The sequence below is a fragment of the Rhodoferax sp. LS1P39 genome (genome assembly GCF_056521425.1).
Genome location: NZ_JBWMAV010000017.1, coordinates 99,582 through 114,229 on the forward strand (window position 1 = coordinate 99,582; position 14,648 = coordinate 114,229).

At 64.6% G+C, this 14,648-nt stretch carries 16 protein-coding genes; 6 read left to right on the forward strand and 10 right to left on the reverse strand.

The window, feature by feature from the left end:
• Positions 1-317: 317 nt before the first annotated feature.
• The 7 genes from AC097O_RS21545 to AC097O_RS21575 all read right to left on the reverse strand — a co-directional run bounded on the left by AC097O_RS21545 (position 318) and on the right by AC097O_RS21575 (position 6,450).
• Positions 318-515 (reverse strand): DUF2892 domain-containing protein, encoded by a 198-nt coding sequence (locus AC097O_RS21545; RefSeq protein ID WP_315201774.1) that lies wholly within the window; start codon positions 513-515, stop codon positions 318-320.
• A gap of 94 nt (positions 516-609) precedes the next feature.
• Positions 610-1,566 (reverse strand): 4-hydroxy-3-methylbut-2-enyl diphosphate reductase, encoded by a 957-nt coding sequence (gene ispH / locus AC097O_RS21550; RefSeq protein ID WP_479595028.1) that lies wholly within the window; start codon positions 1,564-1,566, stop codon positions 610-612.
• Positions 1,563-2,030 carry an FKBP-type peptidyl-prolyl cis-trans isomerase gene (locus AC097O_RS21555; protein ID WP_479595029.1) on the reverse strand — a complete coding sequence of 156 codons (468 nt, stop codon included), beginning with the start codon at positions 2,028-2,030 and terminating at the stop codon, positions 1,563-1,565. The genes ispH and AC097O_RS21555 overlap by 4 nt, the downstream gene beginning before the upstream one ends.
• A 77-nt stretch (positions 2,031-2,107) precedes the next feature.
• The gene (locus AC097O_RS21560; protein WP_479595030.1) at positions 2,108-3,112 is read right to left on the reverse strand and encodes an ABC transporter ATP-binding protein; all 1,005 of its coding nucleotides are present in this window, start codon (positions 3,110-3,112) and stop codon (positions 2,108-2,110) included.
• Between the two features lie 53 nt (positions 3,113-3,165).
• Positions 3,166-4,041, reverse strand: a complete 876-nt coding sequence (locus tag AC097O_RS21565) for a carbohydrate ABC transporter permease (RefSeq protein WP_479595031.1) — start codon at positions 4,039-4,041, stop codon at positions 3,166-3,168.
• Between the two features lie 13 nt (positions 4,042-4,054).
• Positions 4,055-5,155, reverse strand: coding sequence for a carbohydrate ABC transporter permease (locus tag AC097O_RS21570; RefSeq protein ID WP_479595032.1), 1,101 nt, complete (start codon positions 5,153-5,155; stop codon positions 4,055-4,057).
• A 29-nt stretch (positions 5,156-5,184) separates the two neighbouring features.
• A complete protein-coding gene (locus AC097O_RS21575) occupies positions 5,185-6,450 on the reverse strand; it encodes a sugar ABC transporter substrate-binding protein (protein ID WP_479595033.1) in 1,266 nt (421 codons plus the stop codon).
• Positions 6,451-6,674: 224 nt separating this feature from the next.
• Between AC097O_RS21575 and AC097O_RS21580 the strand changes: the two genes are divergently transcribed.
• The 4 genes from AC097O_RS21580 to AC097O_RS21595 all read left to right on the forward strand — a co-directional run bounded on the left by AC097O_RS21580 (position 6,675) and on the right by AC097O_RS21595 (position 10,517).
• On the forward strand, positions 6,675-7,724 hold the full coding sequence (locus AC097O_RS21580; protein WP_479595034.1) for a LacI family DNA-binding transcriptional regulator: 1,050 nt from the start codon (positions 6,675-6,677) through the stop codon (positions 7,722-7,724).
• An 8-nt stretch (positions 7,725-7,732) separates the two neighbouring features.
• Positions 7,733-9,115 carry a glycoside hydrolase family 32 protein gene (locus AC097O_RS21585; protein WP_479595035.1) on the forward strand — a complete coding sequence of 461 codons (1,383 nt, stop codon included), beginning with the start codon at positions 7,733-7,735 and terminating at the stop codon, positions 9,113-9,115.
• 77 nt (positions 9,116-9,192) lie between these two features.
• On the forward strand, positions 9,193-9,882 hold the full coding sequence (radC, locus tag AC097O_RS21590) for a RadC family protein (protein ID WP_479595036.1): 690 nt from the start codon (positions 9,193-9,195) through the stop codon (positions 9,880-9,882).
• Complete coding sequence (locus AC097O_RS21595) at positions 9,882-10,517, forward strand: Smr/MutS family protein (protein WP_479595037.1); 636 nt, start codon at positions 9,882-9,884, stop codon at positions 10,515-10,517. Before radC ends, AC097O_RS21595 begins: the two co-directional genes overlap by 1 nt.
• 75 nt (positions 10,518-10,592) lie before the next feature.
• Here the strand turns inward: AC097O_RS21595 and AC097O_RS21600 are convergent, their stop codons facing one another.
• From AC097O_RS21600 to AC097O_RS21610, 3 genes are read right to left on the reverse strand one after another with little or no spacing between them, the layout of a single operon-like run.
• Positions 10,593-11,444: a dioxygenase family protein gene (locus tag AC097O_RS21600; protein WP_479595038.1), complete on the reverse strand. Its 852-nt coding sequence runs from the start codon at positions 11,442-11,444 to the stop codon at positions 10,593-10,595.
• A 38-nt stretch (positions 11,445-11,482) separates the two neighbouring features.
• Positions 11,483-12,955: a DUF5666 domain-containing protein gene (locus AC097O_RS21605; RefSeq protein WP_479595039.1), complete on the reverse strand. Its 1,473-nt coding sequence runs from the start codon at positions 12,953-12,955 to the stop codon at positions 11,483-11,485.
• Positions 12,956-12,965: 10 nt separating this feature from the next.
• Positions 12,966-13,796, reverse strand: coding sequence for a DUF6502 family protein (locus AC097O_RS21610; protein WP_479595040.1), 831 nt, complete (start codon positions 13,794-13,796; stop codon positions 12,966-12,968).
• A 188-nt stretch (positions 13,797-13,984) separates the two neighbouring features.
• Here AC097O_RS21610 and AC097O_RS21615 point away from each other — a divergent pair, with 188 nt between their 5' ends.
• Both AC097O_RS21615 and AC097O_RS21620 read left to right on the forward strand, forming a co-directional pair.
• Entirely contained in the window at positions 13,985-14,404 is a 420-nt protein-coding gene (locus AC097O_RS21615; protein ID WP_479595041.1) for a putative toxin-antitoxin system toxin component, PIN family, read from the forward strand.
• On the forward strand, positions 14,401-14,646 hold the full coding sequence (locus AC097O_RS21620; RefSeq protein WP_479595042.1) for a hypothetical protein: 246 nt from the start codon (positions 14,401-14,403) through the stop codon (positions 14,644-14,646). Before AC097O_RS21615 ends, AC097O_RS21620 begins: the two co-directional genes overlap by 4 nt.
• Positions 14,647-14,648: the final 2 nt, after the last annotated feature.

The following is a 14,648-nucleotide window of genomic DNA, read 5'->3' on the forward strand; positions in this document are numbered from 1 at the left end:
TGACTGCGCCGCCGGGCGCAACTCCCGGCCGGGGATGCTGGCAAGCACCCAGGATCGCCAACCCGCCAAAGGGGTCGGAGCACGAATGCGGGCAAAACGGCTACCCGAAAACCCCCCTCTCTGCGCGCAATCGTGATCCGACCCCATTGGCTACCACCCGTGCGGTCGGACCAGATTGCTTCTCTTTTGATAGTAAAAAATAGGGGCTGCTCGTGCCAATACCATAGGCACAAGCAGCCAATTTGGTATCTAAAAACAGACCAAAAAATCTAAAACGGCCAACCTGCCGATGCCACGGGCCCCAACAGCCCCCAACCTCACCCCCCCGATTTCACCGAGCAGGTATTCCACCCAAACAGGGCATACGGCGGGCACCAGCCGATCAGGCCGGTGGCCAGGGGGACGACACCGATCCAGCCCCACAGGCCGACGGTACCGGTGGCGGCCAGGGCGACCAGGGCGGCCCCGGCGACGATGCGCAGTGTGCGGTCGATGCCGCCGACGTTGGTTTTCATGTCCGGTCCTTTCATGGTGAAGACACCGGTATTGGGCTACCAGACCGGGGAGCAGTTTCTGATCCAGATCATGAAAACGCGAGACAAGGCCGGATCAATCGGCGGCGGCCACCCCATCCATCCGCAACCCCTTGGGCAGCGGAAACTTCACCGTCTCCTCAATCCCCTCCATCTTGCGCACCGACACCGCGCCCAGGGCGCGGATGCGGTCGATGACCTGCTGGACCAGCACGTCGGGGGCGGAGGCTCCGGCGGTCAGGCCGACGCGGGTTTTGCCTTCGAACCAGGCGGGGACCAGCTCTTCGGCGTTGTCGACCATATAGGCCTCAGTGCCCAGCTTTTCGGCCAGCTCGCGCAGGCGGTTGCTGTTGGAGCTGGTGGGGCTGCCGACCACGATGACGATGTCCACCTGCGGGCTCATGATCTTGATGGCATCTTGCCGGTTTTGCGTGGCGTAGCAGATGTCTTGCATCTTGGGGGCGCGGATCAGCGGGAAGCGGGCTTTGACGGCGGCCAGAATCTCGGCGGCATCATCCACGCTCAGGGTGGTTTGCGTCACCACGGCCAGTTTGTCGGTCTGCAGCGGCTGGGCGTGGGCCACGTCGGCCACGTCTTCCACCAGGTGGATGCCGCTGTCCAGCTGGCCCATGGTGCCCTCCACCTCGGGATGCCCCTTGTGGCCGATCATGATGAACTCATAACCCTCTTTATGCAGCTTGGCCACCTCGACGTGCACCTTGGTGACCAGCGGGCAGGTGGCATCGAAAATCTGAAAACCGCGCGCCCGCGCCTCCTGCTGCACCGCCTGGCTCACGCCGTGGGCCGAGAACACCAGGGTCGCGCCGGGGGGCACGTCGTCCAACTCTTCGATGAAGATGGCCCCGCGCGACTTCAGGTCGTTGACCACGTAGGTGTTGTGCACGATCTCGTGGCGCACGTAGATGGGGCGGCCGAACTTGGCCAGGGCCTTTTCGACGATCTCAATCGCGCGATCGACCCCGGCGCAGAAGCCACGCGGCTCGGCCAGGATGATTTCCTGCGGGCTGCTCACAGCACACCAATCAGTTGCACTTCGAACGTCACCGGCTGGCCGGCCAGCGGGTGGTTGAAGTCGAACAAGACCGCGTCGGCGCTGTCGCCATTGCCTACCTGCTGCACCGCACCGGCGTAGCTGCCCAGGCCGTCGGGCGTGGGGAACTGCACCACATCGCCCACGTGGTACTGCTCCAGCGGGTCGCCCATCTGGTTGAGCAGCTTGCGGGCCACCCACTGCTGCATGTCGGGCTGGCGCTCGCCAAAGGCCTCCCCGGCGGGGATGTCGAACGAGGTGCGCGTGCCCTCGGACAGGCCCAGCAGGCGCTGCTCCACCGCGGGCGAGAGCTGGCCGGTGCCCAGCGACAGGGTGGCGGGCTTGTCGTTGAAGGTGTTGATGATGTCGCCCGTGGGGCCGCCGAGGCGGTAGTGCAGGGTCAAAAACGAGCCGGGCTGGACGGTGGGGAGGGAAGTAGATGGCATGGGGAGTCTCAATAAGCTGGGCGCTATTGTAAAAGTGCGCCCGGTCTGCCCCCTAAAAGCGGCTGGATGGCCCCACGTCAGGCATCCATGCGCTGGCCGCCGCGGAATCGGTGCTCCTGGCCCGCGCGCGGGGCCAGGAAGATGCTTTGGCCGATCCCCAGATCCAGTTCACTCTCGGTGCGCACCGTCATCGTGCCCACACCGCGCACATCGGCATGGACGATGCAATCGGCACCCAGCTGCTCGATGTGGTGTACGGTGGCGGGCCAGCGCCCCTGGGTGGGGCTGATGTCGATGTGCTCGGGCCGCACACCGTAGACCTCGCAACCCATCTCCCGGGCGAATTCGCCTTGCACCAGGTTCATATTGGGCGACCCCAGAAAACCGGCCACGAAGGGGGTCATGGGGCGGCGGTACAGGTCCATGGGTGGCCCAACCTGCTCGATATGGCCCTTGTTCAGCACCACGATCTGGTCGGCCATGGTCATGGCCTCGACCTGGTCGTGGGTCACATAGACCATGGTCGCGCCGATCTGGCGGTGCAGGTCGGCCAGCTCGACCCGCATCTGGCCCCGCAGCGAGGCATCCAGGTTGGACAAGGGCTCGTCGAACAGGAACACCGCCGGGTCGCGCACGATCGCCCGGCCAATCGCCACGCGCTGGCGCTGCCCGCCGGACAAGGCCTTGGGCGTACGGTCTAGCAGGTGGCCAAGTTGCAGGATGTCGGCCGCCTTGCGCACGGCAGCGTCAATCTCGGCCTTGGGCTTCTTGGCGATGGTCAAACCAAAGGCGATGTTCTGCGCCACCGTCATGTGCGGATACAAGGCGTAGGACTGGAACACCATGGCGATGCCGCGGTCGGCGGGTTCGAGGTGGGTCACATCCCGGCCACCGATCTGGATCGTGCCTTGGGTCACCGATTCCAGCCCGGCAATCATGCGCAACAAGGTGGATTTTCCGCAGCCCGAGGGGCCGACCAGCACCGTGAACGAACCGGCAGGAATGTGCAGGTCTATGCCGGGGATGATGACCACGTCGTTGCCGTAGGACTTGTGGACTTGGGATAAGCGAACGTCTTGCATGGAAGGTTCTCGCATTTCAAAAAAAGGGGACTGGGTGTAGGGATGTGGAGGGCTCAGCCCTTGACACCGGTGGACGCAATGGAGGCGATAAAGGCGCGCTGCAGGCTCAGGTAGAACAGCAGCACCGGCACCGTGATGACGGTCAGGTAGGCCATCATTTCGCCCCAGGCGATGTTGAGCTGGAAGAAGTACTGCAGGCCGACCATGATGGGCCGGTAGTCTTCCGACTGCGCGGCCATCACCGGCCACAGGTACTGGTTGTACATGGCCAGAAACTTCAAAATGGCGGCGGTGGCAAACACCGGCCCGGCCAGCGGCAGGATCACCCGGCGGTAGATCTGGAAGTAGCCCGCGCCGTCCACGCGGGCAGCCTCCACCAGTTCCTTGGGCAGGTCGCGAAAGTACTGCACGAACAAAAAGATCGTCAGCGCGTCGGAGATGAACGGGATGATCTGCACATGGTAGGAGTTCAGCCAGCCCATAGTCAGGCCCTGTTCGCCGATCCATGGCAGGTTGTTCACCACCAGCAACAGCGGAATCGCGATCGACTCGAAGGGCACGATGAAGGTTGCCAGCACCACCGCCAGCAGCACGCTTTTCCCCGGAAATTCCAGGAACACGAAGGCGAAAGCCGCCATCGAGCACACCGCCAGCGACAGCACCATGGTGATGGCGGTCACCATCACCGAGTTGAAGATGAAGTGGCCAATGGGCACGCGCTGGAAGGCGGCGCGGTAGTTGTCGAACGAAATGTCACCCACCGGCAGAAAGGCGCGCAACGAGCTGGCGTCCTGCAGTAGCTGCAGGTCGGGCTTGAGCGACGACACGATCATGAACACGATCGGGAAGATAAACACCAGCGCAATCCAGGTCAGCAGGGTGTAATTCAGCGCCTTGGCGGCGAGCGAGGGCATCAGGGAGCGGCTCATGGCGTGTTTCCTTTCACTTCTTTTCACGGGTCAGATAGCGCTGGCCCAGCGAGATGGCCAACACAAACAGGAACAGAAACACGCTGATCGCGGAGCCCCCGGCAATATCCTGCTTGCCGTAGCCGCGCTGCACCGCCTGGAACACCAGCGACTGGGTCGAGTCCAGCGGCCCGCCACGCGTCATCACGTCGATTTGCGGGTACAGCGTGAAGGCCTGCATGGTGATCACCACCATCACCAGGATGGCGGTATTGCGCAGCCCCGGCCAGGTCACATAGCGGAACACCTGCCACCGGGATGCACCTTCGAGCGCGGCCGCTTCGTACAGCGAGACAGAAATGGTCTGCAGGCCCGACAGCCAGACGATCATGTGGAAGCCCACCCCCTGCCAGACCGACATGGCCATGATGGCCCACAGCGCCGTGCCGGGCTGGCCCAGCCAATCCACCGGCTTGAAGGCACCAAAGGTGAGGTGCCCCAGCAGCGAATTCAGCAGGCCGGTGTCACCGGCGTAGATAAAGCGCCACAAAAACGCCACCACCACCATCGAGATCACCACCGGCATGAAGAAGATGGTGCGGTAGATGTTGATGCCACGCAGGGGTTGGTTGATCAGCAGCGCCAGCAGCAGCGCAAAAAAAGCCTGTACCGGAGCCACCACCACCACGAACTGCACCGTGTTGACCAGCGCCTTCATAAAGATCACATCGCTGGCCAGCACGTACAGGCGGCTGTCACCCGTCCAACCGACGTGGAACCACTCGCGCATGCGGTTCAGGTGCGGGTAGTCGGGGTTGTCGCGGGTGTAGGTGCGCAGGCTGGGGTATTGCAGGCTGCCGTCGGCCTCGTGCGCCACCTGGCCTTGCGCATCTTTTTCGGGCTGCAGCGTCAGCACGCCCAGGCCCAGGATCTGGCGGTAGTTCTCCAGGCCCACGTACTGTGTCGGGTTGGGCGACACCAGGCGCTGGTTAGTGAACGACATGGCAAACGCCAGCAGAAATGGCAGGATCAAAAACAGCGCCATCAGCAACATGGCCGGTGAGACCATGAGCAGGCCCGAACGCCGCGCGCGCGCGGCCCCCGGGGCAGAGGTGGGGGTAATGGGAGCGCTCATGGCCTCGGGTCCTTGTGCGGCGCTGGGGCTCAGCGGTAGTTGTTGTTTTTCTTCAGGTCGGCATCGATGGCGTCGGCGGCGTTGTCCAGCGCGTCGGCCACCTTGCCACCATTGGCAATATCGGACAGCGCCTTCTCGAACTCACCGGAGGCGGCGGCATAGCCGGGTGTCGAAGCCCGCAAGGTCGCCTGCTTGGCCGACAGCGCGAAGAACACCTCCATGGCGCCGCCCTTGGCGTAGTTCTTGGTCATGGCCGCGGCCTCTGGGGTGGAAGGGACCAGGCCGATGCCGTCCGAAAACGCAGCCAGGTATTTGTCTTTCAGCGCAAAGGCGATGAAGGCGTTGGCACCCTGGGCGTTCTTGGTGCTCGCCGACACACCGAACTGCCACGACGCAGCACCGATCTTCGGGCCCTTGCCAAAATCCGGCGCAGGCAGGAACACCAGGTCATCCCCAAACTTTTTCAGCGCGGGCAACGCGGCCCAGTTGCCGTTCCACTGCAGCGCGTACTTGCCATCCAGAAAGCCCGTTTCACGGTCTGCACCGTCCTGCGAGGTGCCAGGGGTGAGCTTGCGCGTAAACAGGCTCTGCCACCAATTGCCGAACTCCAGGCCCGCCTTGCCATTCAGCGTGCCATTGGCCTTGGGGACCGAAGCGTTCAGCAGATCGCCACCGCTGCTTTGCAGGAACGGCCCGAATGCGTACGAATACCACTCGCCCTTCCAGGCCAGGCCCAGATCGATCGGGTACTGGAACTTGTCGCTCTTTTGCAGTGTGACCAGGGCGGCATCGAACTCGGCCTTGGTCCAGGGCTTGTCCAGCGTCGGGATGCGGATGTTGTGGGCCTGCAGCACCGATTTGCGCGCGAACATGGCGCAGGCGGCATCCCACAGCCCCACCGTGTACACCTTGCCGTTGTATTTGCCGATGGTGCCGGGCAGGAACTTGCTGATCGCCGCGGGCGGCAGCGTCAGCGGTTGCAGGTATTTCGACCAGGCCCAGTTGGGCATGACGGGGCCGTCCACGTCCAGGATGTCGGGCAGCTTGCCCGCCACCGCAGCGGCCACCACCGAGGTGTTGTAGGCCTCTTGCGGGAACTGCTGCAGTTCCACCTTCCACTGCTTCTGGCTGCCGTTGAAGTCCTTGATGATGCCCGCCATCAAATCCTTCTCGGTCGGGTTGCCCGCCCCGTGGTACCACATGGACAAGGTGGTCTGCGCATAGCTGGCGCTGGCGGCGCAGGCGGCCAGGCCTGCAAGAACGAGACGGCGGCTGACGGTGTGGCGAAGGGTCATGGAAAGCTCCGGTTGGGGTGGATGATGGTCAATGACAATGTTGTCATTTGGCCTGAATTTTAGAAATCAAAGCAGAATCCATCCAATCCATGAAAACCCTAATACCCAAAAATTTTCCAGTTTTCCCTCTGAAAATCCAAAAAAATAAAATTTCCATACCAAGGTATTGACACAACCCCATCTAAAAAGGCAAAGTACTAACGTTGTCATTTAAAAAGTAAACCATGGCTACCATCATTGATGTCGCGCAACTCGCGGGCGTATCGATCAAAACCGTATCCCGGGTCGTCAACCGCGAAGGCTCCATCCGCCCCGAGACCATGGAGAAGGTTTCGCGGGCCATCGAAATGCTCGGGTACGAGCCGCACCACGGCGCGCGCCTGATGCGCTCCGGCAAGTCCGGGCAGATCGGCTTCATCACCGGCTTGTTCAGCGATGCCGAGGTCGGCTCCACCCGGGCCGGTCTGTCCGAGCTGCACATCCTGCGCGGTGCCCAGCAAGCCTGCCGCCAGGCGCGCAAGACGCTGCTGGTGGCCGACATGGGCGGCGACCAGAACACCGTGGAGGCGCTGCTGAAAACCTTCACGTCCTACCGGGTCGAGGGGGTGATTTACGCGGCCTCTTACCACCAACAGGTGGTGCTGCCCAAGCCCAAAGACACGCCGCTGGTACTGGTCAACTGCTTCGACCGGCTCGGCACACCGGCGGTGCTGCCCGACGACGCACTGGGCCAGACGCGGGTGGTCGACCACCTGGTCGCTTGCGGCCACCGCCGCATCGGCTACGTCGGCATCGACGAAGACATGGTGGCCGGGCGGCTGCGCAAGGCCGCATTCGTGGCCAGCTGTGCACGCCACGGCTTGGCCGCGGAGGACTGCCCGGTACGCATCGGCTCCAAGCTGGAGCCCGGTGGGCCATTCCTGCCGCTGCAGGCGGCGTTGCGCAGCCTGGTAGCCCAGGTGCCACGGGTGACTGCGCTGTGCTTCGGCAACGACATCATGGCGCTGCACGGCGCGCGGCTGCTCGACGAGCTCGGCGTGCGCGTGCCACAGGACATGGCCCTGATGGGCTTTGACGATGACCACGCCATCTGCGAGGCGATACGGCCCCAGCTCAGCACCGTGGCCCTGCCCTACTTCGAGATGGGGATTGCGGCGGTCGAGCGCCTGCTAGCCACCGGTACAGCACCCAGCGAACCCTGGCAACTGGTCGCAGGCGGCATCGTCGAACGCAATTCCACCCCGCCGCTACCGCACTCCACCACCTCCATATGACCTCTGACATGCACCGCCCACGCTACCACTTCACCGCCCCCCACCACTGGATCAACGACCCCAACGGCCTGTGCTTCCACGGTGGCCGCTACCACCTCTACTACCAGTACAACCCGAACGCCAACCAATGGGGCGACATCCACTGGGGCCACACCAGCAGCGCCGATCTGGTGACCTGGCGCGACGAGCCCCTGGCCCTGGCCCCCACGCCAGACGGCCCCGATGCCGGTGGCTGCTTTTCCGGCAGCTTCGCGCTGGTCAATGGCCAGCCCACGCTGTACTACACCGGCTTCACACCCGAGCGCCAGGTGCAGTGCACCGCCACCAGCGACGACCTGCAACGCTGGACGCTGCAGCCCGAGCGCACCCTCACCACCCCGCCCGAAGGTGTAGAACCACATGACTTCCGCGACCCCTACGTGTTCCAGCACGCCGGGCATTGGTACATGGTGGTGGGTGCGTCGCTGCACCACGAGCGCGGCCAGGCCCTGCTCTACCGCAGTGAAGACGGCAGCGCCTGGGACTACCGTGGCCCGCTCTACACCGCGCCCACCCTGGCATGGGGGCGGATGTGGGAATGCCCGAACTTCTTCCCCCTCGGCGACAAATGGGTGCTGACCGTATCGATCTGGCTCGGGCTGGGCGTGCACTGGTTCGTGGGCCGCTTCGAGAACGAGGTTTTCATCCCCGAATCTGAAGGCGTGCTCGACCCCGACAACGGTGCCTTCGCGCACCTGACCATGGGCGGGCCCGACGGGCGGGCGCTGCAGTGGGCCTGGATGAACGAGCAGCGCGAGCAAGAACGTATCGATGCCGACGGCTGGGCCGGTGCCATGACCGTGCCACGCGTGCTGTCGCTGGACCCGCGCGGCCGCCTGAACCTGCGCCCGGTGGCCGAAATCTCCCAGCTACGCCAGGCACCCATCGCCATACACACCACCGGCGCGGCGCGCGGCGTGCTGCGCACCTTTGCAGGTCGGCACCTGGACATCGAGGCCACTTTCACGATGCGCAGGGTGCGCGACCAGCACAAGCTCGGCCTCACCCTGCTGGCCGCGCCCGATGGCAGCGAAGCCACCCGCATCGTTTTCTGGCCCGACGCGCGCCGCCTCAGCATCGAGCGCGGACGCAGCTCCACCGACAGCAAGGTGCGCCGCCAGGATGTGCACGCCCAGCTCGACCTGGACCCGGGCGAACACCTGCATTTGCGCGTGCTGCTCGACGCCAGCGTGCTGGAGGTCTATGCCAACGACCGCCTGTGCCTGTCCACCCGCGTCTATCCGCACAGCGAACACAGCGTAGAAGGCTCGGCCTTTGCCGACGGCGATGTGGACCTGGAGCTGCAGGCCTGGAGCATGGGTAGCATCTACGCGGGCCCGCGGGGCATATAGAACCGTCCTCCGGGCGGATGGCATGGGAGTCTCGGTAAACTGGGTGCTGTTGCCGCGCTCTTTCCCAAGCTTTCCCCATGCCCCTCAAAGACCTCCCCCCGGATGCCCGCCCGCGCGAAAAGCTTTTGGCGCGCGGCGCTGCTGCCCTGAGCGATGTGGAGCTGCTGGCCATCCTGCTGCGCACGGGTATTGCGGGCAAGGGCGTGCTGCAGATGGCGCAAGAGCTGTTGGACTTACCCGGCAGTGGAGGCTTTGACGGCATTGCCGGGCTGCTCCACGCCACGGCAGACGATTTGAAGCGCATCAAGGGCCTGGGCCCGGCCAAGCGGGCTGAGATCGTGGCGGTGCTGGAGCTGGCCCGGCGCGCCATGGCGCAAAAGCTGCAAGAGCGCGACGTGTTCAACGACCCGCAGGCGCTCAAGCACTATGTGCAGCTGCACCTGGCAGGCAAGGCCCACGAGGTGTTTGCGGTGCTGTTCATGGATGCCAGCTACCGGCTGCTGGCCATGGAGGAGCTGTTTCGCGGCACGCTCACGCAGACCAGCGTGTACCCGCGCGAAGTGGTGCTGCGCGCCCTGCACCACCAAGCCGCCAGCGTGGTGCTGGCGCACAACCACCCCAGCGGCTCGGTGCAGCCCTCGCCCGCCGACGAAGCCCTGACCCACAACCTGCGCGCCGCGCTGGCGCTGATCGACGTGCGGGTGCTGGACCACATCGTCGTGGCTACCGGTGAGGCGTTTTCCATGGCCGAAAAAGGCATGCTCTGATGAAGATCACCTCGCTGCAGGATCTGAAAAAGATCCAGAAATCCATTGCCGAGGCCGCCGCCCTGCAGGAAGCCGCACGCGTGGCCCAGTTGGAGGCCCAGCGCCGCCTGGCCGCCCAGAAGAACCTGTTTGTGCAGGCCGCCGGGGCCGTGCACCGCCTGCCCGACAAGCGCCAGGCGCAGCTGAAGAAGCAGCCGCCCGAGCCGATTGCCACCCAGCTGAAGCTGGACGAGCAGGCCGTGCTGGTCGAGGCCATCAGCGACGGCTTCGATGCCAGCAGCCTGCTGGAAACCGACGACTCGCTCAGCTACCGCCGCCCCGGCATCGGCATTGACGTGCTGCAGCGCCTGCGCAAAGGCGAATGGGCCATCCAGCGCCAGCTCGACCTGCACGGCCTGCGCAGCGACGCGGCGCGCGATGCCTTGTCGGGCTTTATCCGCGATGCGCACAAGCACGGCATCCGCTGCGTGCGCGTGGTGCACGGCAAGGGCCTGAGCTCGCCCGGCAAAACCCCGGTGCTCAAGGGCAAGGTGCGCAACTGGCTGGTGCAGAAGAACGAGGTGCTGGCCTTTGTGCAGGCCCGGCCCATGGAAGGCGGCGCGGGGGCCCTGCTGGTACTGCTGCAACCCGGCTAAACAATTTACGACAAATCGGCCTCTAGCGCTTATTCCATAAGCGCAAGCAGCTACTAAAACTATAGCAATCGGATTTTAAGCAGAAATACCCACCACCAGCGATGCCGCGTAGCCCGCGCTGGTGCTGCCGGTCACCGTGGCCATCTGGGTGCTGGTGCCGTCGCTGAACACGTTGTCTCGGGCAAAGCTGGTGGCGGCCAGGTTGGCCACGCTGGTCGCATAGCCGGTGGTGGCGTAGACGGCGCTGCACACGTCGGTGGGCAAGGCAATTTGCGAGGTGCGCACCTGGTCGCCTACAGAAGTGTTGCTGATGGCGGCGGCCAGGCTGGCATACACCTCGAAGTGGATGTGCGGCATGCGCCCGCTGTAGCAGCCGGGGAAGGCGGTGGTGAAGGTGACGCTGCCATTGCTGTCGGTCACCTGCACGCCGCGCAGGTAGTTCTCGGTGGGCAGGTCGTACATCGAGTATTTGCCGTCGCGGTCGCAATGCCACAGGTAGATGGCGTAGCCCGCCAGGCTGGCGCAACTGGCGCTGGTGTTGACGAGCGTGAGCGTGACCGTCAACACGATGCCCGCAGCCGTGGTGGTGGAGCTGACGATGCTGGAGCGGATGTCGCTGCGGTTGATACCCGACAGCAGCAAGGCGTTTTGCACGCTGCCATTGGCGCTGTTGGTGCCGTCGCCAGGGTACGGGCCTGCGGTTTCGCTGTTGATGTTGCTGCAGGAGCTGGCCGTGGTGGTGGTGCCGGTTGTGGTGGTGGTAGCCGCCGTGCTGTCGCCGCCGCCGCAGGCCATCAGGCCCAGCGGGGCCACGCTGCCCACGGCCAGCCAGCGCAGGGCGCGGCGGCGCTCGGTCAGCATCTGGCCCAGGGTGTGCAGGTCGTGGGCTAGGCCATGGTCGTGTTGTTGTTGGTGTTCGATGGGCATGTTTTCTCCTTCGTGGGTGGTGAATTCAGAGTGGGGATTCAAGGTGCCAGGCGCACGGTGCGCAGTTGCAAGGTGCTGCCGCTGAGCAGTCCCTCGGCCTGCACCGGGATGCCGACCAGCGTGTCGGGGCTTTGGGCAAAATAAGTTTTGCTGTCCCAGGTGGCGGGGATGTCGCCCTGGGCGGTACGCAGCACCAGGCTGCGGGTGGTGGTGTTGACGCTGAGCACGCTGCCCTGGCGCTGCACCACCGCGTCGGCTGCCACCACCAGGCTGCAGGCCACCTGGGTGGCGGTGACGGGCTGACCGGGTGCTTGCACCTGGCCTTCGACGCGCACCGACACATCGCTGGCCAGTGGCACGCCCAGGCAACTGCTGGCAATGGTGGCCGACGCGGCTTGCACGTCCACGCCGCGCAGAATGAATCGCACGCTAGTGGCCGTCCACTCGATGCCGCTGGTCACACCCATCAGCACCGTGGTGCCGCCCAGGTCGTCGTTGCCCGCCGTGCCGCTGCGCACGCTGGCGGCACTGGCCACCAGGGCATCGCCCACGCGCTGCACCTGCAGGCTGACGAATTCGCCGCGGGCCAGGGCTGCGGTGTCGACCACCACGCCGGGTGCCAGTTGCACCAAGGTGCCCTGCACCACCACGGTCCGGGTGGCCGCATCAAATTGGGTGGCCAGGCCGCCCAGGCGCAAAGATTGCTGCCCAGCCAGGTCGGCCACAGCCAACTCGGAGCGCAGCACGCGGCTGGCGATGACCGGGTTGGTGGCAGCAGAAGTCGTCCACACCTGCACCACCTGGCCATTCGCCAGGCCGGTGGGCAGCGCGCCGGACTCTACCCGCGTGCCACCCGGCGCATTCAGCCGGAATCCGCTGGCCGACAGGTCTTGCACCACGCCGCCGAGCTGCACCGGGTCGGGCATGGCGGCGAGCTTTTCGATGCGGGTGGCCACCAGCACGTAGGCCGATTTGCTGCCGTCCCACACCCAGGTGCCAAACACTTCCACCGGGTCGGCGTTGGCGATGGCGCCGGTGCTACCGTAGCCTGCCAGCACGGTGGGGTCGCTGCGCGTGGGGTCCAGCGTGGTGTTGACCACGCGCACCCACTGGCCCAGCACCTGCATCCACCCATTGGCATCGGGCACGGCGCTGACCGGGCCTACCAGTTGGGCCACCACTTCGATCGCTTGCGCGGTGTTGACGCTGTTGCCAGCTTGGTAAGTCAAGCGCACGCGCTGGCCCAGGGCCACATCGGTGTTGCGCAGTGTGCCGCTGGCATTCTGGCGCTGTACGGTGGCGCGGGTGTCGGCGTATTCCACGCCGTCCACGATCACGCTGCCAAAGCCGCTAACGGTGCCACTGGCCACGCCGGTGCCGCCGCTGCCCACGCCCGCCACGTCCAGCCCGCCGCCGCAGGCATCCAGCAGCAGGCTGAGGACCAGCACGGCCAGGCCCATGCTGATGGCGTAAAGCCAGCCTCTGGGGCGGCGGGGAGGGTTGGTATCCATAGCGGTCGTCTCACTCGGGTTTTTGGATGGGGGGTGGGGTGTTGTCCATCGGCGCGGTCAGGCAAAACATGCCCAGGCGGATGCGCTGGTCGCCTCCGGCGGGTTCATCCTGTTCGCACAGCGGCACGGCGGCCTGCACCATGGCGGCCAGCACGTCGCGCCACAGGCTGTTGGCCAGTTGTTCCAGTTGCTGTACCGAGGCGGCGCTCAGGCCGTCGGCAAACACGCTTTGTTCCAGAAAAGTTTTGCCGTCACCCGCGCTGAGGTTGTGCACCCCGGCTTCGATGTGGTCGGCCACGCTGCCCGCCAGCAGTCGACGCGACTCCTCCAGCGCGGGGTTGGGCACAAAGGCCTGGCGGCACAGGCGCACGCTGCCGTCCACCTGCTCCTCGGCCACGCCCAGGCGCAGCAGCTCCAGCAGCACGGCGCGGGGGTGCATGTCGGTGGACACCGACCGGGCCAGGGCTTCGAACGAGGGTGCCGGGCCGTGGAACGGCAGTGTGTCGGGCAGGTCGGTGGCCAGCCAGCGCGTCATCACCTGGCTAGCGGGGGTGGGCTTGCCCAGCTGGGCGCGCACGTCCACGGCCCGCGCCGTTTGGCCAGAAGCCCGCACATCCTTGCGGTGCACGCCCGACAGCAGGCTGATGGCCGAATCGGTCTGCTTGGCCCCGGTGCGGGCCAACTCGGCGCGCGCCGCCTCCAGAAACACCGGCTTCAGCGCCGCCGTCAAATCGCTATACCCCACCCCCGAGCGCAGCAACCACACCACCAGCGGCTGCAGCATGGCCAGCACCTGCGTGAGCACCGGCTGGCCGGGGGGTGGAATGGGGGTTTCGGACATGCTTGGAGTTTATATGGGAATATTTCCCATATTTTAACAAACATGTATCTTGGTGTATTTTTTGCTGCTTATTTAGTAGCTTGCTGTGCTTATGGATAGGGCGGTAGAGGCGGATTCTTTATAAAAATCCAAAAATAAGTGCAACCACCTAAATATCGAGATTTCATCACTAGTGATACTATTAAAGAATGAAAGTTGTGCTCGATACCGATGTGGTAGTTGCCGCGTTGCGCAGCCCGACGGGTGCATCCGCCGAACTGGTGCGCATGGCCCGGGCAGGCCACATCCGCATGGCCGCCAGCGTGAGCCTGTTTATGGAATACGAGGCGGTCTGCACGCGGCCAGAGCATGTCTTGGCATCCGGCCTGAACTTGGGGCAGGTGGGTATCTTTCTGGATGCGCTGGCCAGTTTTACCGAGCCGGTAGCGGTGCACTTTTTATGGCGACCCCAATTGCGCGACCCCGCAGATGAACTGGTACTGGAAGCGGCGGTCAACGCCAGTGCAGATGCCTTGGTCAGCTTCAATCTTCGGCACTTTGCCGATGCTGCCAGCCGCTTTCATCTACGCTTGGCCCCACCCGGTCTATTTTTAAGGAGTCTGCGATGAGCAGTTTGAGCACTTACCCCTTGCGCTTGCCCCGCTCCATCCGCGCGGGGGTGGAGCGCATGAGCAAACAGGACGGCACCAGCATCAACCAGTTTGTCAGCATTGCCGTGGCGGAAAAATTGGCCATGATGCAAGCCGAGGTCTACTTTACCGAGCGCAGTGCACGGGCCGACCTGGTCGCGTTTGACCAGTTGATGGCCCGCCCGACGGGTGAGGCACCGCGCAGAGGCGACGAAGCCTAAAA

Excerpts from the sequence above, each read along its gene's own strand:
- AC097O_RS21545 (WP_315201774.1), bottom strand. The coding sequence starts at position 515 with ATGAAAACCAACGTCGGCGGCATCGACCGCACACTGCGCATCGTCGCC.
- AC097O_RS21555 (WP_479595029.1), bottom strand. The coding sequence starts at position 2,030 with ATGCCATCTACTTCCCTCCCCACCGTCCAGCCCGGCTCGTTTTTGACC.
- AC097O_RS21560 (WP_479595030.1), bottom strand. The coding sequence starts at position 3,112 with ATGCAAGACGTTCGCTTATCCCAAGTCCACAAGTCCTACGGCAACGAC.
- AC097O_RS21565 (WP_479595031.1), bottom strand. The coding sequence starts at position 4,041 with ATGAGCCGCTCCCTGATGCCCTCGCTCGCCGCCAAGGCGCTGAATTAC.
- AC097O_RS21570 (WP_479595032.1), bottom strand. The coding sequence starts at position 5,155 with ATGAGCGCTCCCATTACCCCCACCTCTGCCCCGGGGGCCGCGCGCGCG.
- AC097O_RS21575 (WP_479595033.1), bottom strand. The coding sequence starts at position 6,450 with ATGACCCTTCGCCACACCGTCAGCCGCCGTCTCGTTCTTGCAGGCCTG.
- AC097O_RS21580 (WP_479595034.1), top strand. The coding sequence starts at position 6,675 with ATGGCTACCATCATTGATGTCGCGCAACTCGCGGGCGTATCGATCAAA.
- AC097O_RS21585 (WP_479595035.1), top strand. The coding sequence starts at position 7,733 with ATGCACCGCCCACGCTACCACTTCACCGCCCCCCACCACTGGATCAAC.
- radC (WP_479595036.1), top strand. The coding sequence starts at position 9,193 with ATGCCCCTCAAAGACCTCCCCCCGGATGCCCGCCCGCGCGAAAAGCTT.
- AC097O_RS21595 (WP_479595037.1), top strand. The coding sequence starts at position 9,882 with ATGAAGATCACCTCGCTGCAGGATCTGAAAAAGATCCAGAAATCCATT.
- AC097O_RS21600 (WP_479595038.1), bottom strand. The coding sequence starts at position 11,444 with ATGCCCATCGAACACCAACAACAACACGACCATGGCCTAGCCCACGAC.
- AC097O_RS21605 (WP_479595039.1), bottom strand. The coding sequence starts at position 12,955 with ATGGATACCAACCCTCCCCGCCGCCCCAGAGGCTGGCTTTACGCCATC.
- AC097O_RS21610 (WP_479595040.1), bottom strand. The coding sequence starts at position 13,796 with ATGTCCGAAACCCCCATTCCACCCCCCGGCCAGCCGGTGCTCACGCAG.
- AC097O_RS21615 (WP_479595041.1), top strand. The coding sequence starts at position 13,985 with ATGAAAGTTGTGCTCGATACCGATGTGGTAGTTGCCGCGTTGCGCAGC.
- AC097O_RS21620 (WP_479595042.1), top strand. The coding sequence starts at position 14,401 with ATGAGCAGTTTGAGCACTTACCCCTTGCGCTTGCCCCGCTCCATCCGC.